General features: G+C 66.5%; 28 protein-coding genes. 19 read left to right on the top strand and 9 right to left on the bottom strand.

Annotated elements, in window-relative coordinates:
* Window positions 1-35: 35 nt before the first annotated feature.
* From AC3G88_RS05645 to AC3G88_RS05570, 16 genes are all read left to right on the top strand, one after another.
* Window positions 36-725, top strand: a complete 690-nt coding sequence (locus AC3G88_RS05645) for an AzlC family ABC transporter permease (protein WP_488771349.1) — start codon at window positions 36-38, stop codon at window positions 723-725.
* Window positions 722-1,045, top strand: coding sequence for an AzlD domain-containing protein (locus AC3G88_RS05640; RefSeq protein ID WP_400392067.1), 324 nt, complete (start codon window positions 722-724; stop codon window positions 1,043-1,045). The genes AC3G88_RS05645 and AC3G88_RS05640 overlap by 4 nt, the downstream gene beginning before the upstream one ends.
* Window positions 1,042-1,752, top strand: a complete 711-nt coding sequence (murU, locus tag AC3G88_RS05635) for an N-acetylmuramate alpha-1-phosphate uridylyltransferase MurU (RefSeq protein WP_488893187.1) — start codon at window positions 1,042-1,044, stop codon at window positions 1,750-1,752. The genes AC3G88_RS05640 and murU overlap by 4 nt, the downstream gene beginning before the upstream one ends.
* Window positions 1,753-1,889: 137 nt before the next feature.
* Entirely contained in the window at window positions 1,890-3,287 is a 1,398-nt protein-coding gene (locus AC3G88_RS05630; protein WP_488893186.1) for an aminopeptidase P N-terminal domain-containing protein, read from the top strand.
* Complete coding sequence (locus AC3G88_RS05625) at window positions 3,284-3,748, top strand: hypothetical protein (protein ID WP_153946570.1); 465 nt, start codon at window positions 3,284-3,286, stop codon at window positions 3,746-3,748. The genes AC3G88_RS05630 and AC3G88_RS05625 overlap by 4 nt, the downstream gene beginning before the upstream one ends.
* On the top strand, window positions 3,726-5,000 hold the full coding sequence (locus AC3G88_RS05620) for a UbiH/UbiF/VisC/COQ6 family ubiquinone biosynthesis hydroxylase (RefSeq protein ID WP_488893185.1): 1,275 nt from the start codon (window positions 3,726-3,728) through the stop codon (window positions 4,998-5,000). The genes AC3G88_RS05625 and AC3G88_RS05620 overlap by 23 nt, the downstream gene beginning before the upstream one ends.
* A gap of 171 nt (window positions 5,001-5,171) precedes the next feature.
* Window positions 5,172-6,242, top strand: coding sequence for a tRNA dihydrouridine synthase DusB (dusB, locus tag AC3G88_RS05615; RefSeq protein ID WP_488893184.1), 1,071 nt, complete (start codon window positions 5,172-5,174; stop codon window positions 6,240-6,242).
* On the top strand, window positions 6,239-6,472 hold the full coding sequence (locus tag AC3G88_RS05610) for a Fis family transcriptional regulator (protein WP_066739474.1): 234 nt from the start codon (window positions 6,239-6,241) through the stop codon (window positions 6,470-6,472). The genes dusB and AC3G88_RS05610 overlap by 4 nt, the downstream gene beginning before the upstream one ends.
* A gap of 16 nt (window positions 6,473-6,488) precedes the next feature.
* On the top strand, window positions 6,489-8,063 hold the full coding sequence (purH, locus tag AC3G88_RS05605; protein ID WP_400392053.1) for a bifunctional phosphoribosylaminoimidazolecarboxamide formyltransferase/IMP cyclohydrolase: 1,575 nt from the start codon (window positions 6,489-6,491) through the stop codon (window positions 8,061-8,063).
* 106 nt (window positions 8,064-8,169) lie between these two features.
* Window positions 8,170-8,715 (top strand): crossover junction endodeoxyribonuclease RuvC, encoded by a 546-nt coding sequence (ruvC, locus tag AC3G88_RS05600; RefSeq protein WP_153946805.1) that lies wholly within the window; start codon window positions 8,170-8,172, stop codon window positions 8,713-8,715.
* Between the two features lie 112 nt (window positions 8,716-8,827).
* Complete coding sequence (locus tag AC3G88_RS05595) at window positions 8,828-10,003, top strand: glycerophosphodiester phosphodiesterase (protein WP_488893183.1); 1,176 nt, start codon at window positions 8,828-8,830, stop codon at window positions 10,001-10,003.
* A gap of 54 nt (window positions 10,004-10,057) precedes the next feature.
* Window positions 10,058-10,639: a Holliday junction branch migration protein RuvA gene (gene ruvA / locus AC3G88_RS05590; protein WP_400396997.1), complete on the top strand. Its 582-nt coding sequence runs from the start codon at window positions 10,058-10,060 to the stop codon at window positions 10,637-10,639.
* Between the two features lie 84 nt (window positions 10,640-10,723).
* Window positions 10,724-11,791: a Holliday junction branch migration DNA helicase RuvB gene (gene ruvB / locus AC3G88_RS05585; protein WP_488893182.1), complete on the top strand. Its 1,068-nt coding sequence runs from the start codon at window positions 10,724-10,726 to the stop codon at window positions 11,789-11,791.
* A gap of 228 nt (window positions 11,792-12,019) precedes the next feature.
* Window positions 12,020-12,610: a hypothetical protein gene (locus AC3G88_RS05580; protein ID WP_153946565.1), complete on the top strand. Its 591-nt coding sequence runs from the start codon at window positions 12,020-12,022 to the stop codon at window positions 12,608-12,610.
* Window positions 12,611-12,674: 64 nt separating this feature from the next.
* On the top strand, window positions 12,675-13,262 hold the full coding sequence (locus AC3G88_RS05575; RefSeq protein ID WP_153946564.1) for a BPSL1445 family SYLF domain-containing lipoprotein: 588 nt from the start codon (window positions 12,675-12,677) through the stop codon (window positions 13,260-13,262).
* Window positions 13,263-13,427: 165 nt separating this feature from the next.
* Complete coding sequence (locus AC3G88_RS05570) at window positions 13,428-14,162, top strand: queuosine precursor transporter (RefSeq protein WP_153946563.1); 735 nt, start codon at window positions 13,428-13,430, stop codon at window positions 14,160-14,162.
* A gap of 30 nt (window positions 14,163-14,192) precedes the next feature.
* Here AC3G88_RS05570 and AC3G88_RS05565 read toward each other — a convergent pair whose 3' ends face one another.
* The 4 genes from AC3G88_RS05565 to tyrS are packed head-to-tail and all read right to left on the bottom strand — an operon-like array spanning window position 14,193 to window position 17,309.
* Entirely contained in the window at window positions 14,193-14,867 is a 675-nt protein-coding gene (locus AC3G88_RS05565; protein ID WP_092595342.1) for a histidine phosphatase family protein, read from the bottom strand.
* 55 nt (window positions 14,868-14,922) lie between these two features.
* Complete coding sequence (locus AC3G88_RS05560) at window positions 14,923-15,570, bottom strand: YbhB/YbcL family Raf kinase inhibitor-like protein (RefSeq protein ID WP_488770854.1); 648 nt, start codon at window positions 15,568-15,570, stop codon at window positions 14,923-14,925.
* Between the two features lie 19 nt (window positions 15,571-15,589).
* Entirely contained in the window at window positions 15,590-16,060 is a 471-nt protein-coding gene (dtd, locus tag AC3G88_RS05555; RefSeq protein ID WP_092595346.1) for a D-aminoacyl-tRNA deacylase, read from the bottom strand.
* A gap of 7 nt (window positions 16,061-16,067) precedes the next feature.
* Window positions 16,068-17,309, bottom strand: a complete 1,242-nt coding sequence (tyrS, locus tag AC3G88_RS05550; protein ID WP_400394786.1) for a tyrosine--tRNA ligase — start codon at window positions 17,307-17,309, stop codon at window positions 16,068-16,070.
* Between the two features lie 216 nt (window positions 17,310-17,525).
* Here tyrS and AC3G88_RS05545 point away from each other — a divergent pair, with 216 nt between their 5' ends.
* Both AC3G88_RS05545 and AC3G88_RS05540 read left to right on the top strand, forming a co-directional pair.
* Window positions 17,526-18,920: a M23 family metallopeptidase gene (locus AC3G88_RS05545; protein ID WP_488893181.1), complete on the top strand. Its 1,395-nt coding sequence runs from the start codon at window positions 17,526-17,528 to the stop codon at window positions 18,918-18,920.
* A gap of 3 nt (window positions 18,921-18,923) precedes the next feature.
* The gene (locus AC3G88_RS05540; protein ID WP_488770851.1) at window positions 18,924-20,063 is read left to right on the top strand and encodes an anhydro-N-acetylmuramic acid kinase; all 1,140 of its coding nucleotides are present in this window, start codon (window positions 18,924-18,926) and stop codon (window positions 20,061-20,063) included.
* A 72-nt stretch (window positions 20,064-20,135) separates the two neighbouring features.
* Here the strand turns inward: AC3G88_RS05540 and erpA are convergent, their stop codons facing one another.
* The 5 genes from erpA to rplM form a co-directional block, all read right to left on the bottom strand.
* Window positions 20,136-20,504: an iron-sulfur cluster insertion protein ErpA gene (gene erpA, locus AC3G88_RS05535; protein ID WP_066739489.1), complete on the bottom strand. Its 369-nt coding sequence runs from the start codon at window positions 20,502-20,504 to the stop codon at window positions 20,136-20,138.
* 99 nt (window positions 20,505-20,603) lie between these two features.
* Window positions 20,604-21,101 (bottom strand): bactofilin family protein, encoded by a 498-nt coding sequence (locus AC3G88_RS05530; protein ID WP_488893180.1) that lies wholly within the window; start codon window positions 21,099-21,101, stop codon window positions 20,604-20,606.
* A 22-nt stretch (window positions 21,102-21,123) separates the two neighbouring features.
* On the bottom strand, window positions 21,124-21,879 hold the full coding sequence (locus AC3G88_RS05525) for a DUF6776 family protein (RefSeq protein ID WP_488893179.1): 756 nt from the start codon (window positions 21,877-21,879) through the stop codon (window positions 21,124-21,126).
* A 241-nt stretch (window positions 21,880-22,120) separates the two neighbouring features.
* Window positions 22,121-22,513 carry a 30S ribosomal protein S9 gene (gene rpsI, locus AC3G88_RS05520; protein WP_066739492.1) on the bottom strand — a complete coding sequence of 131 codons (393 nt, stop codon included), beginning with the start codon at window positions 22,511-22,513 and terminating at the stop codon, window positions 22,121-22,123.
* Between the two features lie 14 nt (window positions 22,514-22,527).
* Window positions 22,528-22,956 carry a 50S ribosomal protein L13 gene (gene rplM, locus AC3G88_RS05515; protein ID WP_019447062.1) on the bottom strand — a complete coding sequence of 143 codons (429 nt, stop codon included), beginning with the start codon at window positions 22,954-22,956 and terminating at the stop codon, window positions 22,528-22,530.
* A gap of 760 nt (window positions 22,957-23,716) precedes the next feature.
* On the opposite strand from rplM, the gene AC3G88_RS05510 reads away from it, so the two are divergent.
* A complete protein-coding gene (locus AC3G88_RS05510) occupies window positions 23,717-24,139 on the top strand; it encodes an OsmC family protein (RefSeq protein ID WP_153946555.1) in 423 nt (140 codons plus the stop codon).
* Window positions 24,140-24,232 lie beyond the last annotated feature (93 nt).

Raw genomic sequence — 24,232 nt, 5'->3', positions numbered from 1 at the left:
GCGAGTGGTGGGCCGGGGTCTGCGCGCTGGCGCCCATGCTGCTGGGCGTGGTGCCGTTCGGGCTGATCTATGGCGTGCTGGCCGTCAACGCCGGCATGCCGGCCTGGCTGGCCTGCGCGATGAGCGCCATTGTCTTCGGTGGCGCGTCGCAGATGATCCTGACCCAGTTGTGGTCCGCCGGCACCCCTGCCCTGGTCATCGCGTTCACGGTGGCCATGGTCAACCTGCGTCACGCGCTGTATTCCGCCACCATCGCGCCGTCGCTGGCGCCCCTGCCGCGCCGCTGGAAGGCGCTGGTGGCCTACCTGCTGACCGACGAGGCATTTGCTGCGATGACGCGGCGCCTGGGCGATACCGGCCCGCGTGCCCGCTACCGCCACTGGTTCTACTTTGGCGCCGGCTTCGCGCTGTGGGCCAGCTGGCAGCTGTCGACGCTGGCCGGCGTGCTGGTGGGCGCCCAGGTGCCGCGCGACTGGCCGCTCGATTTCTTCCTGCCGCTGACCTTCATCGCCATCATCGTGCCGAACCTCAAGCACCGCGCACAGGTGGCGGCCGCGCTGGTGGCTACCGCGCTGGCCGTGGCCTGCTACACGATGCCGCACAAGCTCGGCATCATGGTGGCGGCGCTGGGCGGCATTGCCGCGGGCATGCTGCTGCTCGAACGCAACCGCCGCGGCGGGCAGCCCGCCGCCGGCGCGCCCGAGCGCAAGGAGCACGTGGCATGACGTCGCTGACCCTGCTGTGGGTGTTCCTGGGCGCGGGCCTTGCCACTTACCTGATCCGGCTGTCGTTCATCGCCGTCGAAGGCCGCGTGCGCCTGCCCCTGTGGTTCCGCACCGCGCTGCAGTTCGTGCCGGCCGCCATGCTGTCCGCGCTGATCGCGCCCGACCTGCTGATGCACGACGGCGCCCTGTACCTGAGCCCCTACAACGCACGCCTGGTGGCTGGCCTGGTGGCCATCGTCGTGGCGGCCCGCACCCGCAGTGTGGGCTGGACGATTGCCAGCGGCATGGCCACCCTGATCGGCCTGGAGACCCTGTTTTGAAAGCGATGATCTTCGCCGCCGGGCGCGGCGACCGCATGCGCCCGCTGACCGATACCACGCCCAAACCCCTGCTGGCCGTAGGCGGCAAGCCGCTGATCGTCTGGCAGATCGAGGCGCTGGCCCGCGCCGGATTCCGCGACATCGTCATCAACCATGCCTGGCTGGGCGACAAGCTCGAAGCGGTGCTGGGCGACGGGCGGCAGTTCGGCGTGCGCATCCACTGGTCTGCGGAAGGCACCGCGCTGGAAACCGCGGGCGGTATCGCCCATGCGCTGCCGCTGCTGACCGCCGGGGACGGCGACGGGGTCTTCCTGGCCGTGTCGGGCGACATCTTCTGCGATTTCGACTATCAACAGCTGCTGCCGCGCACCCGTGCCATGGCGGCCGCCGCCCGCCCGCAGATGCATCTGGTGATGGTGCCGAACCCGCCTTTCCATCTGCAGGGCGACTTCGTGCTGGGCGATGACGGCCATCTGCGCATGCCCGCCGACGGCGCGGCCGGCCAGGCGCTGACCTTCGGCAATATCGGGCTCTACGATACGCGCCTGTTCCGCGATGTCGCGCCGGGCCAGAAGGTGGCCATGTCGCCGTATTACCGCGAGGCGATCCGCCAGGGTACGGCAACCGGCGAACGCTTCGATGGCCGATGGGAAAACGTCGGCACGCCCGAGCAGCTGGCTGCCCTGGACCGCGCGCTGCGCGGCTGAACGTCCGGATTCGCACGGCGCGCACCGCCCGCGCAGCCCTTCAGGCGCCTTTCAAGCGCCTTTCAGGCCGCATGTCGCGCCCGCATCGCGCGCCGTCGGGTTTAGAATCGGCACATTCCCCTCACCGGCCTCCCCTCATGTCCGCACCCGATTCCGCTCTCCTTGGCGCGTGCCGCGACCGCCGTGCCCGTGTGCTGCAACACCTGCGCGCCCATGGCGGCGGCGTGGCCATCGTGCCGACCGCCCCGGAAGCCATGCGCAACCGCGACAGCGACTATCCGTACCGGCACGACAGCTATTTCTATTACCTGACCGGCTTCACCGAGCCGGAGGCCGTGCTCGTGCTCGTGGCCGGCGCGGCGGGCGAAGAAGGGGACCGGAGCATCCTGTTCTGCCGTCCGAAGCATGAAGAGCGCGAGATCTGGGACGGTTTCCGCTTTGGACCGGAAGGCGCCCGCGCGACCTTCGGCTTCGACGAGGCCCATTCGGTCGAGGAGATCGACAAGCTGCTGCCGCCGCTACTGGCCAACCGCGCGCAGCTGGCCTACCCGCTGGCCGCCACCCCCGACATCGACGCGAACGTGCGCCGCTGGCTCGACGCCGTGCGCATGCAGGGCCGCGCCGGCGTGTCGTCGCCGTCGGTAGCGGTGGATGTGCGCACGCTGCTCGACGAAATGCGCCTGTTCAAGGATGCCGGCGAAATCGCCACGATGCGCCGCGCCGCCGAGATTTCGGCCCAGGCCCATGTGCGGGCCATGCGCACATCGCGTGCCGGGCTGCGCGAATTCCACCTCGAAGCCGAACTGCTCTACGAATTTCGCCGGCATGGCGCGCAGAGCGTGGCCTACAACTCGATCGTTGCGGCCGGCCCCAACGCCTGCGTGCTGCACTACCGCGCCGGTCCGGCCGAGCTGCGCGACGGCGACCTGTGCCTGATCGACGCCGGCTGCGAACTGGACGGCTACGCGTCGGACATCACGCGCACCTTCCCGGTGTCGGGCCGCTTCACGCCTGCCCAGCGCGAACTGTATGACCTGGTGCTGGCCGCGCAGGATGCCGCCATCGCCGAGACACGCGCCGGCGTGCCCTACAACGTGCCGCACGACGCGGCGGTGAAGGTGCTGGCGCAGGGCATGCTCGACACGGGCCTGCTCGACCGCAACAAGGAAGGCACGCTCGATGACGTGCTGGCCAGCGGCAGCTATCGCCGCTTCTACATGCACCGTACGGGCCACTGGCTCGGCATGGACGTGCACGACGTGGGCGAGTATCGCGTGCCCGGTCCGCTGCCGGCCGGCCAGGAAGGCGAACGCCCGTGGCGTCCGCTGGAACCAGGCATGGTGCTGACCATCGAGCCCGGCATCTACGTGCGCCCGGCCGAAGACGTGCCCGAACGCTACTGGCATATCGGCATCCGCATCGAGGATGACGCCGTGGTGACCTCGGGGGAATGTGAACTGATGACGCGCGGCGTGCCGGTAAAGGCCGACGAGATCGAGGCACTGATGCGCGGCAATGGAGGATCGTCGCGATGAAGGCGTTGTTGAGCAAGCTGTTTGGCGTGGGCGTACCGAAGCACCGGCACACCGTCCAGGCCGTGGACCCGAACCAGCCATTCGTGGTGAACCTGTATGACGACCGACTGGTCGTGCACCGTCCGGATGGCCAGCGCGAAGAACTGGCGTGGGACGGGCTGGAACGCGTGGTGGTGCGCGTCTCGGACCGCGCTCCCTGGGCGGGCACGCCGTGGCTGATCCTGGCCGGCGACGCCGACAGCCAGCAGGGCTGTGTGGTGCCGATGACGGCGGCCAACCACGATGCGCTGGTGGAACGGCTGCGGCAACTGCCGGGCTTCAGCCAGCAGAAGCTCGATAACGCGATGCGCGATGCCGCTGCCGGCAAGTCGCGCACCGACGCGAACCTGTGGAAGCGCGGCGCGGCCGAGGCGGCGCCCGTGCAGGAGGAAGCCAGCCATGACGCAAGCGGCCAGCCCTGACACTGCCGGTGCGGCGCCGGTGATGGACACCGAGCCGCGCGATATTGCCATCGTCGGCGGCGGTCCGGTGGGCCTGGCGCTGGCCTGCCAGCTGCTGCGCACCACGCACTGGCGCATGACGCTGATCGACGCGGCCACGCCCGCCCGCGCCGCACGCGATCCGCGTGCCATCGCCCTGTCACACGGCAGCCGCCAGTTGCTGGAGCAGATTGGCGCCTGGCCCGTGCCCGCGCAACCGATCGAGCACATTCACGTGTCGCAGCGCGGCCGCTTCGGCCATGTGAAGCTGCATCATGACGACTATGGCGTGCCGGCGCTGGGCCACGTGGTCAAGTACGGCGACCTGTGCCAGACGCTGGAACGCGCCCTCGCCCGTGCCGCCGACGCGGCGCCGGGCCGCCTGCAACGCGTTTTCGAGACCCGCATCGAGCATATCGATCAGCAAGGCGACCGAAGCGAACGCGAACCCGCCGCCCTGGTGCGGCTGAGCGGCACCACCCATGTCGACCAGGAAAGCCTGCCAGTGACGTATGCGGCACGCATCGCCATCCAGGCCGAAGGGGGCCTGTTCCACCAGCAGGTGCAGCGCCTGGCGCGCGGCACTGAAGTGACCCGGCGCCGCGACTACGGCCAGACCGCCATCATTGGCCATGTCACCTGCTCGCAGATGCAGCCGGGCTGGGCCTGGGAACGCTTTACCGACGAGGGGCCCCTGGCGCTGTTGCCGCACGAGGATCACGGCGTACCCGGCTATGCGCTGGTCTGGTGTTGCGCGCCGGAGCAGGCGCAACGGCGCCTGGCGCTGTCCGACGCCGGGTTCGCCGAGGAACTGGGCCATGCCTTCGGCACGCGACTGGGCCGCTTCACCCTGGTCGGCAAGCGGCACGCCTTCCCGCTGGGACTCAATGCCGCGCCGGTCACCGTCAGCGGCCGGGTGGCCGCCGTCGGCAATGCGGCGCAAACGTTGCATCCGGTAGCCGGCCAAGGCCTGAACCTGGGGCTGCGCGATGCCTTTGCGCTGGCCGATTCGCTCAGGGCCGGTTGCACGCCGCAGGCATTGCAGACATTTGCCAGCCGCCACCGGCTGGACCGCGCCATGACGATCGGCATTACCGATCTGCTCCCGCGCGTGTTCGGTATCGGCGGGCCGCTGGCGGCCCATGCGCGCGGCGCATCGCTGGCAGCCCTGGCGTGCGTGGCGCCGCTCAAGCATGCGCTGGCCCGGCAAATGATGTTTGGCGCACGCCGGTAGCGCCACTGGGGGGCGGCTCCCTGCCGTCCCACGATATTTGCTCATTTATTGGGCAACCGTATCAGTTTGGCGGTAAAATCCCGGCCTCGCCCATGACCCCGACCACGCCGACAGCTGTTCCGGCAGGGGCATGTTTTTGCCAGTTCCCAGCCAGATTCCAGCGTCGTCACCGTGCAGATCGGTCCCCACCAGCTCCGTAACAACCTCTTTGTCGCCCCCATGGCCGGGGTGACGGACCGGCCGTTCCGGCAACTGTGCAAGCAGTTGGGCGCGGGTTACGCGGTGTCCGAGATGGTGGCGTCCAACGCGCAGCTCTGGAAGAGCGAGAAGACCATGCGCCGCGCCAACCACGCGGGCGAGGTCGAGCCGATCTCGGTGCAGATTGCCGGCGCCGAGCCGTCGATGATGGCCGAGGCGGCGCGCTACAACGTCGACCGCGGCGCCCAGATCATCGACATCAACATGGGCTGCCCGGCCAAGAAGGTGTGCAATGTGGCCGCCGGATCGGCGCTGCTGCAGAACGAACCGCTCGTGGTACGCATCGTCGAGGCCGTGGTGGGCGCCGTCGGCGACCGCGTGCCGGTCACGCTGAAGATCCGCACCGGCTGGGACCGCGAGCACAAGAATGCGCTGCGCGTGGCGCGCATGGCCGAAGACGCCGGCATCAGCATGCTGACGATCCATGGCCGGACCCGCGCCGACCTGTACCACGGCGAGGCCGAGTACGAGACCATCGCCGCGGTCAAGGCGGCGCTGCGCATTCCGGTGGTGGCCAACGGCGACATCACGTCGCCGCACAAGGCGAAGCTGGTGCTGGAAGCGACCGGCGCCGACGCCATCATGATCGGCCGCGCCGCGCAGGGGCGTCCGTGGCTGTTCCGCGAGATCGAGCACTTCCTGAAGACCGGCGAACTGCTGCCGGCACCCGAAGTGGCCGAGATCCGGGCGATCATGAACCATCACCTGGCGGATCACTACGCGTTCTACGGTGAATTCACCGGCGTGCGCACCGCGCGCAAGCATATTGCCTGGTACACGCGCGGGCTGAAGGGCGCGAACCTGTTCCGCCATCGCATGAACACGCTGGAAACCACGGGCGCGCAGCTGGAAGCGGTCAATGCGTTCTTCGACGAGCAGGCGGCCATCTCGGATCGCCTGGTCTATGTCGACGACACCGCCGCCGCCACGGACGAAGAAGAAAACATCCACAACAAAAAGAAACGGGAACTGCTTGCCGCATGAGCCGCAACGCTATCGACCAATGTATCCGGGACAGCCTGGATACCTACTTTCGTGACCTGGACGGCGAAGAGCCGTCCAACATGTACAACATGGTGCTGGAGGCCGTGGAACGGCCGCTGCTGGAAGCCGTGATGTTGCGCGCGGAGCGCAACCAGTCGCTGGCGGCCGCGTATCTCGGCATCAACCGCAATACCCTTCGCAAGAAGCTGCAGCAACACGGATTACTTTGAAGCGTTCCCCCAAGCCATGATCAAGCAAGCCCTTCTCTCTGTTTCCGACAAGACCGGCATCGTCGACTTCGCCCGCGACCTGAACGCGCTCGGCGTCACGCTGCTGTCCACCGGCGGTACCGCCAAGCTGCTGGCCGACGCCGGCCTGCCCGTCACGGAAGTTGCCGACTACACCGGCTTCCCCGAAATGCTCGACGGCCGCGTCAAGACGCTGCACCCGAAGGTGCACGGCGGCATCCTGGCGCGCCGCGACCTGCCCGAGCACATGGCCGCCCTGGCCGAGCACGACATCCCGACGATCGACCTGCTGGTGGTGAACCTGTACCCGTTCCAGCAGACCGTGGCCAAGGATGACTGCACGCTGCCGGACGCCATCGAGAACATCGACATCGGCGGCCCGACCATGCTGCGCTCGGCGGCCAAGAACCACCGCGACGTGACCGTGATCGTGGATCCGGCCGACTACGCCGTGGTGCTCGACGAAATGCGCGCCAACGCCAACAGCGTGGGCTACGACACCAACTTCCGCCTGGCCACCAAGGTGTTCGCCCACACCGCCCAGTACGACGGCGCGATCACGAACTACCTGACCAGCCTCGGCGCCGACAAGTCGCACCAGGCCCGCAGCAGCTATCCGCAGACGCTGAACCTGGCCTTCGAGAAGGTGCAGGAAATGCGCTATGGCGAGAATCCGCACCAGTCGGCCGCGTTCTACCGCGACCTGAAGACCGTGGACGGCGCGCTGGCCAACTACGTGCAGTTGCAGGGCAAGGAACTGTCGTACAACAACATCGCCGACGCCGACGCCGCGTGGGAATGCGTGAAGTCGTTCGACGCCGCCAACGGCGCCGCCTGCGTGATCATCAAGCACGCCAACCCGTGCGGCGTGGCGATCGGCGCCAACGCGCTGGAAGCCTACGACAAGGCCTTCAAGACCGATTCGACCTCGGCCTTCGGCGGCATCATCGCCTTCAACGTCGAGCTGGACGAGGCCGCTGCCCAGGCCGTGGCCAAGCAGTTCGTGGAAGTGCTGATCGCCCCGTCGTTCAGCACCGCCGCGCGCAACGTGTTTGCCGCCAAGCAGAACGTGCGCCTGCTTGAAATCCCGCTCGGCCGCGGTGTCAACCAGTATGACCTGAAGCGCGTGGGCGGCGGCCTGCTGGTGCAGGGCCCGGACGCCCGCAACGTGCAGCCGGGCGAACTGCGCGTGGTGACGCGCCGTCATCCGACCCCGAAGGAAATGGACGACCTGATGTTCGCCTGGCGCGTGGCCAAGTTCGTGAAGTCGAACGCCATCGTGTTCTGCGCCAACGGCATGACGCTGGGCGTCGGCGCCGGCCAGATGAGCCGTGTGGATTCGGCCCGCATCGCCAGCATCAAGGCCCAGAACGCCGGCCTGACGCTGGCCGGTTCGGCCGTGGCTTCGGACGCGTTCTTCCCGTTCCGCGACGGCCTGGACGTGGTGGTCGACGCTGGCGCCACCGTGGTGATCCAGCCCGGCGGCTCGATGCGCGATGACGAAGTGATCGCCGCCGCCGACGAGCGCGGTATCGCCATGGTGCTGACCGGCACGCGCCACTTCCGCCACTAAGCGTAGGCGTCCCCTCTCCCCGCTTTGCGGGAGAGGGGCGCGAACCTGCAGCATTGCAGGCGTGGGCAGCGTACACTACGCCCATCTGTTTCCCCCTCCCCGCTTCATGCGCATTCTCGGCATCGATCCCGGTCTGCGGACCACCGGCTTCGGCGTGCTCGAAAAGCACGGCAACAAGCTCGCCTATGTGGCCTCCGGCACGATCCGCAGTAATGGCGACGAAAGCCTGCCCCAGCGCCTGAAGACGCTCTATGACGGGATTGCCGAAGTCGCGCGCACCTATGCGCCCGATTGCGCGGCCATCGAGAAGGTCTTCGTCAACGTCAATCCGCAATCGACCCTGTTGCTGGGCCAGGCGCGCGGCGCCGCCATCTGCGGCCTGGTGGGCCAGGGCCTGCCCGTGTTCGAATACACCGCACTGCAGCTGAAGGTGGCCGTGGTCGGTTACGGGCGCGCCAACAAGGACCAGGTGCAGGAGATGGTGATGCGTCTGCTGGCGCTGTCCGGCCGCCCCAGCAGCGATGCCGCCGACGCGCTGGGCGTGGCGATCTGCCATGCCAACGGGGGCGACACCCTGGGCACGCTGGCCACGATGGCACCGGAACTGGCGCGCAAGGGGCTGCGCGTGCGGCGCGGCCGCCTGATCGGCTGACCCGGCTGCCCCGGCAGACAGATCTGCCCGCCGACTGACCTGTCGATGCGACGGGCCTGACGCCTGCGTCGCTTAGAATCGGCGTTCGAGCCCCCGCCCAGGAACGCCCCAGATGCCGCAATCCCTCGTTTTCCGATTTTCACTGGCTGCCGCCACGGCGACGCTGGTCGCCGGCTGCGTCACGGCGCCGCGCGCACCGGTTGCTACCGCGACGCCGCCGGCCACGGCACCCGCGCCGGCCGCACCGGCCCCCGCGCCCGCCGCCCCGGCGCTGGTCATCGGTCATCGCGGCGCCAGCGCCCTGCGGCCCGAGCACACGCTGGCGTCGTACCAGAAGGCCATCGACGACGGCGCCGACACCATCGAACCGGACCTCGTGTCCACCAAGGACGGCGTGCTGGTGGCCCGCCACGAAAACGACATCACCGGCACCACCAACGTGGCCGAGGTGCCCGAGTTTGCCGGGCGACGCCGCATCAAGGTCATCGACGGCGAGCGCATCGACGGCTGGTTCACCGAGGACTTCACGCTGGCCGAACTCAAGACACTGCGCGCCCGCGAGCGCATCCCCAGGCTGCGGCCCTACAACGCCAAGCTCGATGACCAGTTCGAAATCCCCACCTTCGACGAAATCCTGAAGCTGGCAGCGCAGGCGTCGGGCCGCCGCGGCAGCCCGGTGGGCATTTATCCCGAGCTGAAGCACCCGAGCTACTTCCGCGGCATCGGCCTGCCGCTCGAAGAAAAGCTCGCCGCCACGCTGCAGGGCAATGCCTACGCGAAGACCGCGCCGGTCTACGTGCAGTCGTTCGAAGTGGGCCCGCTGCGTACCATGAAGCGATTGCTGGGCAGCACCATGCCGAACGTGAAAATCGTCCAGCTGATCGGCAGCGCCCGGCAGCGTCCGGCTGACTGGCGGCTGGCGGGCGACAGCCGCACCTATGCGTCGATGCTGACGCCGCTGGGCCTGCGCGAGGTGGCCGCCTACGCCAACGGCATCGGCCCCGAGAAGAGCCTGGTGATTCCGCGCGACGCCCACGGCGGCCTGGCGGCGCCCACGCCGCTTGTGGCCAACGCCCATGCCGCCGGCCTGGTGGTGCACCCGTACACGTTCCGTCCCGAGAACAGCTTCCTGCCGAAGACGCTGCGCGCGCCGGGCGACGATGCCACCCGCAACCCGGACGGCATGGTGCGCGAAGTGCAGGCCTTCCTGGCGGCCGGCATCGACGGCTTCTTCACGGACGACCCCGCACTGGGGCGTCGCGCCGTGGCCACGCCGGCCGGCCAGTAACCCTGAGGGCCGCGCTACACTTGCGGCCAGAATTCGCACCTGAACCCATCCATCATGATCGGACGCATCGCCGGCACCCTGCTTGAAAAGAATCCCCCGCATCTGCTGGTCGACTGCCACGGCGTCGGCTACGAGATCGATGTGCCGATGAGCACCTTCTACAACCTGCCCGCCACGGGACAGCCCGTGGTGCTGCTGACGCAGCAGATCATCCGCGAGGATGCCCACCTGCTGTTCGGCTTCGGCACCGCCACCGAGCGCAACACCTTCAGGGAGCTGATCAAGATCACCGGCATCGGCGCGCGCATGGCGCTGGCCGTGCTGTCCGGCCTGTCCGTCCCGGAACTGGCGCAGGCCGTGACCATGCAGGAAGCCGGCCGGCTGACGAAAATCCCCGGCATCGGCAAGAAGACCGCCGAGCGCCTGCTGCTGGAGCTGAAGGGCAAGCTGGGCGCCGACCTGGGCCATGTCCCCGGTGCCGCGCCCGTGCCCGACAGCGCCGTCGATGTGCTCAACGCGCTGCTGGCGCTGGGGTATTCGGAAAAGGAAGCCGCGCAGGCGATCAAGCAGGTGCCGGCCGGCACGGGCGTGTCCGAGGGCATCAAGCTCGCGCTAAAGGCGCTGTCAAAGGGATAACGCTGCCGGCGCGGGATGACGCTGCATGCTGGCGGGCCGTGCGCACCGGCAGCGTAGAATGGCGCCATATAGCTTTCCACTGCCATGATCGAAACCGACAAGCTGACCGGCGACCGCCCGCCGGAGCGCGTAATCTCCGCTGCCCCCGCCTCCACCCAGGAAGAAGCCTTCGAACGCGCGCTGCGCCCGAAGCTGCTTGACGAATACGTCGGGCAGGAAAAGGTGCGTGGCCAGCTCGACATCTTCATGCACGCGGCCCGCAAGCGCCGCGAGGCGCTGGACCACGTGCTGCTGTTCGGCCCGCCGGGCCTGGGCAAGACCACGCTGGCCCACATCATCGCGCGCGAAATGGGTGTGAACCTGCGCCAGACGTCGGGCCCCGTGCTGGAGCGGCCCGGCGACCTGGCCGCGCTGCTGACCAACCTCGAAGCGCACGACGTCCTGTTCATCGACGAAATCCACCGCCTGTCGCCCGTGGTGGAAGAAATCCTGTACCCGGCGCTGGAGGACTACCAGATCGACATCATGATCGGCGAGGGCCCGGCCGCGCGTTCGGTCAAGCTCGACCTGCAGCCGTTCACGCTGGTGGGCGCTACCACGCGCGCCGGCATGCTGACCAACCCGCTGCGCGACCGCTTCGGCATCGTGGCACGGCTGGAGTTCTATACGGCCGACGAACTGGCGCGCATCGTCACGCGGTCGGCACAACTGCTCAACGCCACCATCGATGCCGGCGGCGCGCTCGAAATCGCACGGCGCGCGCGTGGCACCCCGCGTATCGCCAACCGGCTGCTGCGCCGGGTGCGCGACTTCGCCGAGGTCAAGAGCGACGGCACGATCACGCGTGAACTGGCCGACGCGGCGCTGGCGATGCTCGACGTGGACAGCGTCGGCTTCGACCTGATGGACCGCAAGCTGCTGGAGGCCGTGCTGCACAAGTTCGATGGCGGACCGGTGGGCGTGGACAACCTGGCAGCCGCCATCGGCGAAGCCCGCGACACGATCGAGGACGTGCTGGAGCCCTACATGATCCAGCAGGGCTACCTGCAGCGGACCCCGCGCGGCCGGGTGGCCACCGCCGCCGCCTATCGCCATTTCGGACTGGCGTCGCCGCGGAGCGACCGCGGCGAGGGCGACGGCACCCTCCTCTGACAACCACCACGGCCCGGTTGCACCGGCGGCGCAACAACCGCCCTTGCCGCCCGTTCGCGCGGCCGTCTGACCCCGGCCAGAAGCCCTTGCGCGTCCGGCCGGGCGCCAATTAAACGTTTTCGGCAACCCCTGCAAGTTTTTTCGAAGTGGATTGATGGCTTATGGCCAGTTGTCCACAATGGCTCCATCCTTTTTACAAAATGCGCACGCGCGCCAACAAGGACAGCCATGAAGATCAGAGCCCAGCACGCCCTTTCCATCGCCGCCTGCCTGATGTTCGCCTGGGGCGGCGCCGCCCAGGCCCAGAAACCGTCGACCCCGGCGCCCATCGGCGTGGCCGAGGAAGCGGTGGTCAGCGGCCGGGTCGTCAATGTCGATCCCGACTCGAAGGCCGTGCTGGTCAAGGGCCCGGGCGGCAATCTGGTCGAAATCATCGCGGGTGACGAAGCCAAGAACATCGGCAACGTCAAAAAGGGCGACATCGTCACACTGACGCGCGGCGCGGCCGTGGTCGCCGGGCTGGAGCCCATCGGCAGCAAGGACACGGCGCTGATGGAGCAGGTCGAGCGCATCTCGCACGCGCCCGAGGGCGGCAAGCCCGGCGTCATGCGCGAAATCACGACCACCATTACCGCACAAGTCACCAATGTGGATGTTGCCAAGCGCACAGTCACGTTCCGCGGCCCGCGTGAGACTCTGCGCACCGTGAAGGTCCAGGACCCGAATATCGATCTCGCCAGTATCAAGAAGGGCCAGATGGCCAAGTTCGTGATCAAGGAAGTCGTGGCGATCACGGTCAAGGCACCAACCGCTGGCTGACCGGTCCGGCAACCCTGCCGCATCGCCTCTGACGCAGTACCTTTCCCCTCCAGGAGAACAACAAATGGATCGACGTCAGTTTGTCACCCGGGTCGCCGGGTCGGGCCTGCTGGTCGCTACGGCCGCGTTTGCTGCCGGTTGCACGACGACGGGCACCAGCGCGGGCACCGATGCCGCGGCCCAGCGCCGGGAAATCGACGCCGGCGCCGATGGCGCGCTGAACCGGCTTTATTCTTCGGTGAAGAGCGCCCAGGAACTGGGCAATCGTGCCCAGGGCATCCTGGTGTTCCCGCGCGTGCTGTCAGGCGGCCTGGTGATCGGCGGCGAGTATGGCGATGGCGCATTGCGCAGCAAGGGCGTCACGCAGGGCTACTACCGGACGATTGCGGGCTCCATCGGCCTGACCGCCGGGGGCCAGTCCCGCTCGGTCATCATCATGTTCATGACGCCCGAGGCGTACAACAAGTTCGTGCAGTCGAAGGGCTGGACCGTCGGCGCCGATGCCAGCGTGGCACTGGCCAAGGTGGGCGCCAATGGCACCATCGACACCGTGACCGCACAGCAGCCTGTCATTGCCTTCGTCCAGACGAACGCCGGGGCGATGGTCGATGTGTCGCTGAACGGCGCGAAGATCAGCAAGCTCGACATCTGACGCCTGGCGCCGGCCCCGCCCTGTCAGGGCGGCAAGGCGGGACAGCGGATGGAAACGCCCGGCTTCGGCCGGGCTTTTTCATGGGCGCGCCACGCGCACGCGTCGCCACTGGCATAATCGCGCGAATCACGCCGCCCCTGCGCTGCCCGCCCCCGGATGCCACCCATGCAAGAACCGCTTGCCGCCACCGCCGCCCCCGGCCATTCCGGGCGGGTCTATCGCTACTACGACCTCGTGATGGTGGCCTTTGTCACGGTGCTGCTGTGCTCGAACCTGATCGGTGCGGCCAAGGCGGCGCAGGTCACGCTGCCGGTGATCGGTCCGGTCACGTTCGGCGCGGGCGTGCTGTTCTTCCCGGTCTCGTACATCTTTGGCGACGTGCTCACCGAGGTCTACGGCTACGGCCGCGACCGGCGCGTGGTCTGGGCCGGCTTCGCCGCGCTGGCGTTTGCCACGTTCATGGCCTTCGTCGTGCTGCGCATGCCCGTGGCGCCGTTCATGATCGATTACCAGAAAAGCCTGGAAGACGTGTTCGGCAACACCTGGCGCATTGCGCTGGGGTCCCTGATCGCGTTCTGCTGTGGCAGTTTCGCCAATAGCTACACCCTGGCCAAGATGAAGCTCTGGACCGGCGGCCGCTGGCTCTGGACGCGGACGATCGGCTCGACCCTGGCGGGCGAGCTCGTCGATTCATCGCTGTTCTACGTAATTGCGTTCTACGGCATCTGGCCGCTGGAAAAGGTCATCCAGGTGGCCATCGCGCAGTACATCCTGAAGACCGGCTGGGAAGTCGTGATGACCCCCGTGACCTACAAGGTGGTGGGATTCCTGAAACGGGCGGAGAACGAGGACTGGTACGACCGGAACACCAATTTCACGCCGTTCCGGCTGCGCGTGTAGGGGTTAGGCGCTGACCGCCCGCACCGCGTCTCACGGTACGCGGCGATCGACCTCGTCCAGCGTCAGCGCCTCCAGATGGCTGACATCGGCCCATTGCAGCAGCGTCAGGTTGGCGCTGTCGCACCGCAGCCGGTTGACGCTGGCGTTCAGCAGCTCGTGCGAGCGCGGCGCCTCCAGCGTCATGCCGGTGGCCTCGCGATAGAGGCAATCGAGCACACCGCCGTGCGCCACCAGCGCGATCCGTTCGCCCGGATGGCGGCGCGACAGCGACAGCGCCACCTCCACCGCCCGCTCGTGGAATTCACGCAGCGACTCACCGGCCGGCGGCGCATAGTCGGGCACGCGCGCCTGCCAGCGTGCAAAATCATCGGGCCGCTTTTCCGCCACTTCCGCGTAGGTCATGCCTTCGAGCTCGCCGTAGCAGCGTTCGCGCAGGCGCGGCTCTGCGCGCACGGACAAACCCAGCGCCTGCGCCAGCGGCGTGGCCGTTTCGAACGCACGTCCCAGATCGCTGGTGTACACCGCATCGATCGGCTCCCCGGTCAGGGCTTCGGCCAGCGCACGGGCCTGGGCACGGCCCGTGTCATTGAGCGGAATGTCGATCTGGCCCTGCAGCCGCCTTTCGCGGTTCCAGGCCGTCTCGCCATGGCGGATCACGATCAGGTGGGTGTAGGCCAGCGACTGCGGGCCGTTACTTTGCAACATGCCAGTTCCTTGGGGGCGACGGATTTGGGCGGAGTGTGGCGCGGCGACTGCCTGCTTACTTCACCAGCCTCGGGTTCAGCGTATAGGTGCCGGTGTAGCTGGCCTGCGCCAGCACGTGGCCGTCGATCGCCCGGCGCACGTCGGCGCCGGTGAACTTGCCCTCCACCGGCACACGGTCGATGTCGAGCGCATACACGGTGAACACGTAGCGGTGCACGATGGCATCGTTCCACGGCGGGCACGGGCCGTCGTAGCCGAAGTAGTCGCCCTTCATGTCAGGGTCGTTGGCGAACCAGCCCGTGTAGTCGTTCAGGCCGTGGCGCAGGCCGCCGGCCGTGGCGGTGCCCACCAGCGCTTCGGGGCCAGGCTTGCCGCGCGCAATCACGCCATCGCTATGCGTGCCGGCCGAGATCGTGTTCAGGCCGGGTGGAATATCGACCAGCACCCAGTGGAAAAAGTCCACGCGCGGCAGCGACGCCGGCACCTCGCGGCCCGCCTGGTTCACGTCGTCGCCCTTGCTGGGCACATCGGGGTCGTGGACGATCAGCGCAAACGACCGGGTGCCGGCCGGGAAATCTTCCCAGTGCAGGTCCGGGTTGCGGTTCGCCGACAACGCCACATGGCTGGCGGCATCGGGTACGCAGAAGGCGAACTCGCCGGGAATCGGCGCGTTGTCGGCAAAAGCCTTGCTCCAGAGTTTCATGAAGATCTCCTTCGATATGTCAGGCAGTTCCGGCCGGGGGCACGCGCAGCCAGAACGTCACGGGGCCATCGTTGGTCAGGCTGACCTGCATCATGGCGCCGAACTCGCCGGTCTGGACCGACGGATGCGCGGCGCGCGCGCGGGTCACGAAATGATCATAGAGGCGGCGGCCGTCTTCCGGTGCGGCCGCCGGCGTGAAGCTGGGGCGCGTGCCGCTGTTGGTATCGGCGGCCAGCGTGAACTGGGACACCACCAGCAAGCCGCCCGCCGTGCCCTGGCCGTCGATGTTCTGCACGGGCAGGTTCATCCTGCCCTCGGCATCGGAAAACACCCGGTACGACAGCAGCTTGGCCAGCAACCGTTCGGCCTGCGCCTCGGTGTCGCCGCGCTCGGCGCAGACCAGCGCCAGCAGGCCGGCGCCGATTTCGCCGGTGGTGCGGCCATCCACGGTCACGCGCGCCTGCGATACGCGCTGGATCAGGGCGATCATCGCCGCGTCAGGACAGCGTCACGCGCGCAAATCGGCGCTTGCCCACCTGCACGACATACGTGCCGGCAGCGACCTTGACCGCCTTGTCGCTGACGGTCTCGCCATCGATCTTCACGCCGCCCTGCTCGATATTGCGATTGGCCTCCGACGTGGAGGGCACCAGGTTGGCCAGCTTGAGCAGCTGGCCGATGCCCAGCGGGGCGCCTTCCAGCGTCACGGCGGGGATGTCGTCGGGAATGCCGCCACGGGCGCGGTGGTTGAAGGCCTCGAGCGCGGCTTCGGCAGCGGCCTGGCTGTGGAAGCGCGCGACGATTTCCTGCGCCAGCAACACCTTGCAGTCACGCGGGTTGCGGCCCGCGGCGATTTCTTCCTTCATCAGGTCGATCTCGCTCATCGGACGGAACGACAGCAGCGTGAAGTACTGCCACATCAGGTCGTCCGAGATGCTCATCAGCTTGCCGAACATGTCGTTCGGGGCTTCGGTCACGCCGATGTAGTTGTTCTTGGACTTCGACATCTTCTCGACGCCGTCCAGACCCACCAGCAGCGGCATGGTCAGGATGCACTGCGACTCCTGGCCATATTCCTTCTGCAGCTCGCGACCCACCAGCAGGTTGAACTTCTGGTCCGTGCCGCCGAGTTCGAGATCGGACTTCAGCGCCACCGAATCGTAACCCTGCATGAGTGGATAAAGGAACTCATGGACCGAAATCGGAATCCCAGTCCGGAACCGTTTGGTGAAGTCGTCGCGCTCCATCATCCGGGCCACCGTGTATTTGGCTGCCAGCTGGATCATGCCGCGCGCGCCGAGCGGGTCGCACCACTCGCTGTTGTAGCGGATTTCGGTCTTCGCCGGATCGAGCACCAGGCTCGCCTGCTTGTAGTAGGTCTGGGCGTTGGCCTCGATCTGCTCGCGGGTGAGCGGCGGGCGGGTCGAATTGCGGCCGGACGGATCGCCGATCGTCGACGTGAAATCGCCGATCAGGAAGATCACCTGGTGGCCCAGGTCCTGGAGCTGGCGCAGCTTGTTCAGCACCACGGTATGCCCGAGGTGGATGTCGGGTGCCGTGGGGTCCAGGCCCAGCTTGATGCGCAGCGGCACGCCGGTGGCTTCGCTGCGCGCGAGCTTCTGGAGCCACTCGGTTTCAACCAGGAGCTCGTCGCAGCCGCGCTTGGTGATCTCCAGGGCGCGCATCACCGACGGCGTAAGTGGATAATTGGGCGCGGCGGCCGAGGACACTTCACTCATGACGTAAGTCTTTGAAATCTATAAGGAAACTGCGACGGACGACCGGAGCGGTTCTGGTATAATCCGCGCTTCGTGCCAGACGGGTCATCCGTCGGCAAACCGCCGCTCCAGGCGGCAATCAGACAACGCCCGCACCGCACCTCGGGGGAGGAAGGCAGACGAGAGATATCGTCGCGGCAGCGGCCCTGGCAATACCGAAAGCTTGAATTCTACGTGATGTGGTCTAGTCTCCGCGAAGTTTTCGCGCGTGAGCTGGTGGTCCTTGTTGACCCTACGAATCCCCAGCATACGCGCCGCCGCAAGCAGTTGACCGTTGCCGTCGGCACGGTCTTCACGCTCGGCATGGCGGCTGCAATGGGCGTTGCCCCCCGCAACGCCTACGACGATCCGCTCGCCCCGCGCGTGCTGCAGCCGCTGCGCATGCCCGACGTGCGCGAGCAGCTTGAACAGTTGACCGAAGTCGACGGCAACAATGTCTACGTGCGCCAGGAACGCATGCAGCGCGGCGATACCATCGCCACGCTGCTGCGCCGCCTTGGCGTGGAAGATCCGGACGCGCAGTCCTTCATCCTCAAGAACTCCACCGCCCGGGGCCTGTTCAGCCTGAATCCCGGCCAGACCGTGCAGGCCGAGATCGACGACAGCAACCTGCTGGTGTCGCTGCAGGCCAACCTGGGCGGTGACGCCGCGGCCTCGCGCGAACTGGTGATCGAGCGCGTGGCGCCGGCCAGGGAAGGCGGCGACTACACGTACAAGGCCCGCATCGCCACGGTCGAGAACGACCTGCACTACGAAATGGCGTCGGGCGCCATCGACACCAACGGCTTCTTCAAGTCGATGGACGCGGCCAACGTGCCCGACGAAGTGGTCAGCCAGATGATCTCGATCTTCTCGGGCGTGATCGATTTCCACCATGACATTGCGCGCGGCGACCGCTTCCGCATCGTCTACGAAGCCGGCTTCCGCGACGGCGCCTTCGTGCGCAATGGCCGGGTGGTGGCGATCGAGCTGATCAATCGCAACACTTTGTACCAGGCGCTCTGGTACGCGCCGCAGGACGGCGAGCCGGGTGCCTACTACACGTTCGACGGCCGCAGCATGAAGCGCCCGTTCCTGCGCTCGCCGGTGGAGTTCTCGCGCGTGTCGTCGGGTTTCGGCGGCCGCGACCATCCGCTCCACCACAAGTGGGCGCAGCACAAGGGCGTGGACTTCGCCGCGCCGCAGGGCACCAAGGTGCTGGCATCGGGCGAAGGCACGGTGGACTTTGTCGGGCAGCAAAACGGCTACGGCAACATCATCGTGCTGCAGCACGCGGGGGGGTATTCGACGTATTACGCCCACCTGTCCGGCTTTGCGGGCATCCGCGAGGGCCAGCACGTGAGCCAGGGTCAGGTAATCGGCTACGTGGGTTCCACGGGCTGGGCCACGGGGCCGCACCTGCATTACGAATTCCGCTATAACGATGTGCCGCAGAACCCGCTGACGACGACGCTGATGGAAGCGCCGACGCTCACCGGCAAGTCGCGCGCCGAATTCCTGAACTATTCGAGCGCCATGCTGAGCCGCATCAACATGCTGCGCACCTATAACGTCCTGACCGCCAGCAACTGATCCATGTCCATGTCTCCGGTGCCCAGCGACTGCTATATCGGCCTGATGTCGGGCACCAGCATGGACGGCGCGGACGGCGTGCTGGTGGATTTTTCCGGCGCGCACCCCGTCGTGCTGGCCGCCGCGCACGCGCCGTTTCCGCCGGCCTTGCGCGAAGCGTTCGGCGCGCTGCAGCAGCCCGGCGACGACGAGATCCATCGCGAGGCCCTTGCCGCCAACGGACTGGCGCGCGTGTATGCCGAGTGCGTGGCCGGGCTGTTGCGCCTGGCAAATGTCGCGCCGGGGCACGTGACCGCCATCGGCGCACATGGCCAGACCATCCGCCATCGCCCCGGCCTGTATGACGGGACGGGCTATACGCGACAGACCCAGCATCCGGCGCTGCTGGCCGAGCTGACCGATATCGATGTGGTGGCCGACTTCCGCAGCCGCGACATCGCCGCGGGCGGCCAGGGCGCGCCGCTCGTACCGGCCGTCCACGCGGCGCTATTCGGCGCGCGCGACGAAACGCGCGTGGTCTGCAATATCGGCGGCATCTCCAATATCAGCATCCTGCCGGCCGCCCATTCCGGCCACCCGGTGACGGGCTTCGACTGTGGCCCCGGCAACGCACTGCTGGACCACTGGGTGCAGCAGCATCGCGGCCAGCCGTTCGACGATCGTGGTGCCTGGGGTGCCAGCGGCAGCGTCGATGCCGACCTGCTGTCACGCCTGCTGGCGGAGCCCTACTTCCGCGCGCCGCCGCCCAAGAGCACGGGGCGCGACCTGTTCCATCCGGAATGGCTGCAAGCGGTGCTGAACGGACTGCCCCGACAGATCGCACCCGCCGATGTACAGGCGACCCTGGCCACGCTGACGGCCACGGCCATCGCCCAGGACGTGCGGACGCATGCCCGCAACGCCCGGCGCCTGATCGTTTGCGGCGGCGGCGCGCGCAATGACTATCTGATGGCGACGCTCGGCCAGCTGCTGCCGGGCATTGCGGTGCAGACGACCGAGGATTTCGGGGTGCCGGTATCGCAGGTGGAAGCCATCGCCTTTGCGTGGCTGGCGCGGCAGTGCGTGCGCAGGGCGCCCGGGAACGTCCCGACGGTCACGGGTGCGGCGGGGCCTCGCGTATTGGGCGCGGTCTATCCGCGTTGACTTGCGGCCTGGCCGCGCTTTCGGGAATAAAAAAAGCGCACCGTAGTGCGCTTTTTTCCTTGGCGAAGCCGATCAGACCGAGAACGACGAGCCGCAACCGCAGGTGGTCGAGGCGTTCGGGTTCTTGATCACGAACTGTGCGCCGTTGATGTCTTCCTTGTAGTCGATCTCGGCGCCCACCAGGTATTGGTAGCTCATCGAATCGATCAACAGGGTGACGCCATTCTTGACCAGCGTCGTGTCGTCTTCATTGACGTCTTCATCGAACGTGAAGCCGTACTGGAAGCCGGAGCAACCGCCGCCCTGCACGAACACGCGCAGCTTCAGCTCGGCATTGCCCTCCTCCTCGATCAGCTGCTTGACCTTGTCGGCGGCGCTGTCGGTAAAGACGAACGGTGCCGGCATTTCCTCGGTAACAGGTGCCTCTGCGACTGCGTTCATGGGGAATTCTCCTGGTTAGATACGCCCGTATTCTACGGGCTACTCACAAATCGTGCCGAAGCCCTGTGTTTTCAAGGGTCTCTGGGCGAGTGCGTCACCTCAGGCCGGCACGCTGGCGCCTTGGGTCGCCTTGCCTTCGCTCGCCTGGTTTTCGCTGCCCTTGGCTTCCCCCGCATCGGTTTCGGACGTCACTTCCACTGTCTCGGCGGGTGGCACATGGTTCGGCAAGGCGCGAATTTCCCCTTGCACCAACGGCACCAGCCGGCCTTCGACAATCGCACCCTGGTGCATTTCAAGCGCCGCATAGCGCACTTCACCATAGACGCGCGCATGAGGCTGCAACTCGAGCAGTTCGGCGGCATGGACCGGGCCCGTCACGGTGCCGTTCAGGATCAGGTGATCCACGCGCACCTCGCCCTCGACCACGCCCTTCTCGCTGATCACCAGCATGCTCGACTTGCCCTCGGCGGCCACGACGTTGCCACGCACGCGACCGTCCAGACGCAATCCCCCGGAAAAGGTCACATCGCCTTCGATGGCGGCGTCCTGCCCCACCAGCGTGTCGATGGACAAGCCTTTCTTCTTCGAAAACAGCATGTTGTACTCCTCTTTGCGCTGACTACGGCGTGGCCGTCTGCGTCGTCCGGACCTGGCCGTTCTGGACGATGCGGACCGATACGGCGCGGACTTCGGCGTCCTGCGGAATCGCCAGGTCGCCTTCGATGCGTTGGTAATGCGTCAGCCGGATTGCCGGCAGCGGCGCATCGCCCGGCTGCGGCAACATCAACGTTAACGGCTTGCCGTGCCGATTTCCCGAGATGGTGAATTGCACTTCACCCCTGAACTCGGGCTGCTCGACAAAGGCCTTTGACCCACCCTGCATGACCAGCAGCCGGTAATGCAGGGCGCGGGGCTGCGTTTCATCCATGGCCACCCGGAAGCTCCGGACGTGGATACCGGACGTGTCCCCCGACGCCGGCAACAGGGATTCGAAGAATCCCAGATCTTCTTTCAGCTGTGCCATCTCGGCCTCGGCCGACTTGACCTGTTCAGCCATGCGTTCCTGCGCGGTACGCGCGATCTGCAACCGAGCCTCGGCCGTGTTGGCGCTCTGCCGCAGGCTGTCGCGCTCGGCGGACACCTCTGCCAGTTGCTGACGCAACTGTTGATGGGCCGCCTCCGGCCCGGCGTCGGTGGCGGGCAGCGGCGCCGAACGGCGCCCGGCCTCATAGGCCGACACGCCCGCAACTGCTGCCACCACGCCCACGAGCACAGCAACAAGCAGCCAGGTTCGCCACGGCCGGTAGGTCCGGACAATGGCCCGCCCTGCCCGCAGCCTGCCGCTTCGGCGCAACGGCCGGTACTTCACCCCCATTGCGATATCCGCCAGGCTTTGCTGTGACCCATCGTCTATCTCCCCGATCCGCAGGCCCGTGATTGTATCGCCGGGCGATCATCGCGCGAACGAAAAGTGTAAGAAATGGCAAGTTTGCATCAGGGTTGAGACGATGTCGCGGGCTGGCTGGACGGGCGACAGGCGAAAAAAAACCGCACGACGAATCGTGCGGTTTTTTGGGTTGCCAGACCCGGCGATGCCGGACCGGGACAACAGCGAATTAACGCTTCGAGAACTGCTTCCGGCGACGTGCCTTGTGCAGACCGACCTTCTTACGTTCGACTTCACGAGCGTCACGCGTCACGTAGCCAGCCTTCGACAGGGCCGACTTCAGCGTTGCATCGTAGTCGATCAGGGCGCGGGTGATGCCGTGGCGAACAGCACCGGCCTGGCCGGTTTCGCCACCGCCGGTCACGTTGACCTTGATGTCGAACGTTTCGGCGTGAGCCGTCAGTTCCAGCGGCTGGCGCACGATCATCAGCGAGGTTTCGCGAGCGAAATACTCTTTGATGGGCTTGCCATTGACGATGATGTCGCCCTTGCCCGACTTGATGAAGACACGAGCCACTGCGCTCTTGCGGCGGCCAGTACCGTAATTCCAGTTACCGATCATGGATATTGGCCCCTTTAGATTTCCAGCACCTTGGGCTGCTGTGCGCTATGCGGATGCTCGCCTTCGGCATAAACCTTCAGCTTCTTGATCATCGCGTAGCCCAGCGGACCCTTCGGCAGCATGCCCTTGACAGCCTTTTCCAGGGCGCGGCCCGGGAAACGTTGCTGCATCTTGCCGAACGTGGTTTCGTAGATACCGCCCGGGTAACCCGAGTGGCGGTAGTACTTCTTGTCCTGTTCCTTGGTACCCGTCACGCGCAGCTTGGCGGCATTGACGATGATGATGAAATCACCGGTGTCGACGTGAGGAGTGAATTCCGGCTTGTGCTTGCCGCGCAGTCGGCGTGCCACTTCGCTGGCAACACGGCCGAGGACCTTGTCCGTCGCGTCAATCACGTACCAGTCGCGCTTTACCTCTGCAGGCTTGGCGGAAAAGGTCTTCATGATTTTTTCCTGATTTTGAAAACTGCCCGAGATGACGGTCGCCGTTTTAGCGTCCTGTCAGCGGCCGGTCCTTTGGACCTGGCCTTCCTGCTTGTATCTGCAGGCTCTCCCTGAATCTTTTTCCGGGGGCAATGACCGGAAAGCCGACGATTATACTGGGCGTTCTCGCCATCGCACAAGCAAAGTTGTGGCTTTTCGTCAAGCAGGCAGCACCAGGCCGCGGGAAAAAGCGCCGCTTGCGTCCCAAAGACCGGCCGCCCCGGCCCTTGAACCTTGCAATCGACGAAAAAAAACCCAAGTCGTATTGGACTTGGGTTTGAATCCACCAAAGGAGGAGGGTGGAGGAGACACCGGGCGATCGACGGGGCCGGTCAGGGCGGGCGGTGCGGCGAGCGATTCGGGTACGTTACCGGCTTTCGCTTTCGCACTCTGGCGCGCTCATCAGCGCCGTCGTTCGTTGGAATGGATTATACATACGGCCCTCCGGGATGCAAGAAAATTTGCACTGCGAAATGCAACACCACAATGTGAAATGGAGAAAGCCGCGCTCGCGATCCGTCGATATGTATAAAAATCAATGAGTTAAGAGCAAACGCCGGGTGGTGCATGGACACCACACTAGAGGAAACCTTCGGAATATTAGGGGTAATCCCGCACCCAAGGCGCATGTGGCGATTGCCCTATACTCGCGGAATGCAAGCCGTACGACGTGCGCCGCCGTGCGCGTCAAAACACCATCAGGAAACGAGGAACGAAAAAAATGGAATGCAAAGTGACATGGTCAGGCCCGGAGGGCATGAGCTTTATCGCCCAGACCGGCAGCGGACACCTGGTGGCGATGGACGGTGCGCCCGACGGCGGTGGCAACAACTTGGCGCCGCGTCCGATGGAGATGGTGCTGCTGGGCACGGGCGGCTGCACCGCCTATGACGTGGTGCTGATCCTCAAGCGCGGCCGCCAGGACGTGCGCGGCTGCTCGGTCAAGCTCGAGGCGGAACGCGCCGACGCGGACCCAAAGGTCTTCACGAAGATCAACTTCCACTTCACGGTGACCGGCAAGAACCTTGACCCCGCCAAGGTGGAGCGCGCCATCGAGCTGTCGCACGAAAAGTACTGCTCGGCGTCGATCATGCTGGCCAAGACCGCCGAGATCACCCACACCACCGAGATCATCGAAGGCTGACCCGCCCCTGCGCGGCAGCCGCGCCCGCCTCAAAGGCTGCCTTGAAAGCAAAACGCCCGGCGCAGAACTTCCTGCGCCGGGCGTTTTTGTATC

This window comes from Cupriavidus sp. 86D6, assembly GCF_057815095.1.
Note: the sequence above shows the minus strand (reverse complement) of the source record. Positions and strands in the feature narration are given on the sequence as shown.

Excerpts from the sequence above, each read along its gene's own strand:
- AC3G88_RS05645 (WP_488771349.1), top strand. The coding sequence starts at position 36 with ATGCTGCTGGGCGTGGTGCCGTTCGGGCTGATCTATGGCGTGCTGGCC.
- AC3G88_RS05640 (WP_400392067.1), top strand. The coding sequence starts at position 722 with ATGACGTCGCTGACCCTGCTGTGGGTGTTCCTGGGCGCGGGCCTTGCC.
- AC3G88_RS05630 (WP_488893186.1), top strand. The coding sequence starts at position 1,890 with ATGTCCGCACCCGATTCCGCTCTCCTTGGCGCGTGCCGCGACCGCCGT.
- AC3G88_RS05625 (WP_153946570.1), top strand. The coding sequence starts at position 3,284 with ATGAAGGCGTTGTTGAGCAAGCTGTTTGGCGTGGGCGTACCGAAGCAC.
- AC3G88_RS05620 (WP_488893185.1), top strand. The coding sequence starts at position 3,726 with ATGACGCAAGCGGCCAGCCCTGACACTGCCGGTGCGGCGCCGGTGATG.
- AC3G88_RS05610 (WP_066739474.1), top strand. The coding sequence starts at position 6,239 with ATGAGCCGCAACGCTATCGACCAATGTATCCGGGACAGCCTGGATACC.
- purH (WP_400392053.1), top strand. The coding sequence starts at position 6,489 with ATGATCAAGCAAGCCCTTCTCTCTGTTTCCGACAAGACCGGCATCGTC.
- ruvC (WP_153946805.1), top strand. The coding sequence starts at position 8,170 with ATGCGCATTCTCGGCATCGATCCCGGTCTGCGGACCACCGGCTTCGGC.
- AC3G88_RS05595 (WP_488893183.1), top strand. The coding sequence starts at position 8,828 with ATGCCGCAATCCCTCGTTTTCCGATTTTCACTGGCTGCCGCCACGGCG.
- ruvA (WP_400396997.1), top strand. The coding sequence starts at position 10,058 with ATGATCGGACGCATCGCCGGCACCCTGCTTGAAAAGAATCCCCCGCAT.
- ruvB (WP_488893182.1), top strand. The coding sequence starts at position 10,724 with ATGATCGAAACCGACAAGCTGACCGGCGACCGCCCGCCGGAGCGCGTA.
- AC3G88_RS05580 (WP_153946565.1), top strand. The coding sequence starts at position 12,020 with ATGAAGATCAGAGCCCAGCACGCCCTTTCCATCGCCGCCTGCCTGATG.
- AC3G88_RS05575 (WP_153946564.1), top strand. The coding sequence starts at position 12,675 with ATGGATCGACGTCAGTTTGTCACCCGGGTCGCCGGGTCGGGCCTGCTG.
- AC3G88_RS05570 (WP_153946563.1), top strand. The coding sequence starts at position 13,428 with ATGCAAGAACCGCTTGCCGCCACCGCCGCCCCCGGCCATTCCGGGCGG.
- AC3G88_RS05565 (WP_092595342.1), bottom strand. The coding sequence starts at position 14,867 with ATGTTGCAAAGTAACGGCCCGCAGTCGCTGGCCTACACCCACCTGATC.
- AC3G88_RS05560 (WP_488770854.1), bottom strand. The coding sequence starts at position 15,570 with ATGAAACTCTGGAGCAAGGCTTTTGCCGACAACGCGCCGATTCCCGGC.
- dtd (WP_092595346.1), bottom strand. The coding sequence starts at position 16,060 with ATGATCGCCCTGATCCAGCGCGTATCGCAGGCGCGCGTGACCGTGGAT.
- tyrS (WP_400394786.1), bottom strand. The coding sequence starts at position 17,309 with ATGAGTGAAGTGTCCTCGGCCGCCGCGCCCAATTATCCACTTACGCCG.
- AC3G88_RS05545 (WP_488893181.1), top strand. The coding sequence starts at position 17,526 with ATGTGGTCTAGTCTCCGCGAAGTTTTCGCGCGTGAGCTGGTGGTCCTT.
- AC3G88_RS05540 (WP_488770851.1), top strand. The coding sequence starts at position 18,924 with ATGTCCATGTCTCCGGTGCCCAGCGACTGCTATATCGGCCTGATGTCG.
- erpA (WP_066739489.1), bottom strand. The coding sequence starts at position 20,504 with ATGAACGCAGTCGCAGAGGCACCTGTTACCGAGGAAATGCCGGCACCG.
- AC3G88_RS05530 (WP_488893180.1), bottom strand. The coding sequence starts at position 21,101 with ATGCTGTTTTCGAAGAAGAAAGGCTTGTCCATCGACACGCTGGTGGGG.
- AC3G88_RS05525 (WP_488893179.1), bottom strand. The coding sequence starts at position 21,879 with ATGGGGGTGAAGTACCGGCCGTTGCGCCGAAGCGGCAGGCTGCGGGCA.
- rpsI (WP_066739492.1), bottom strand. The coding sequence starts at position 22,513 with ATGATCGGTAACTGGAATTACGGTACTGGCCGCCGCAAGAGCGCAGTG.
- rplM (WP_019447062.1), bottom strand. The coding sequence starts at position 22,956 with ATGAAGACCTTTTCCGCCAAGCCTGCAGAGGTAAAGCGCGACTGGTAC.
- AC3G88_RS05510 (WP_153946555.1), top strand. The coding sequence starts at position 23,717 with ATGGAATGCAAAGTGACATGGTCAGGCCCGGAGGGCATGAGCTTTATC.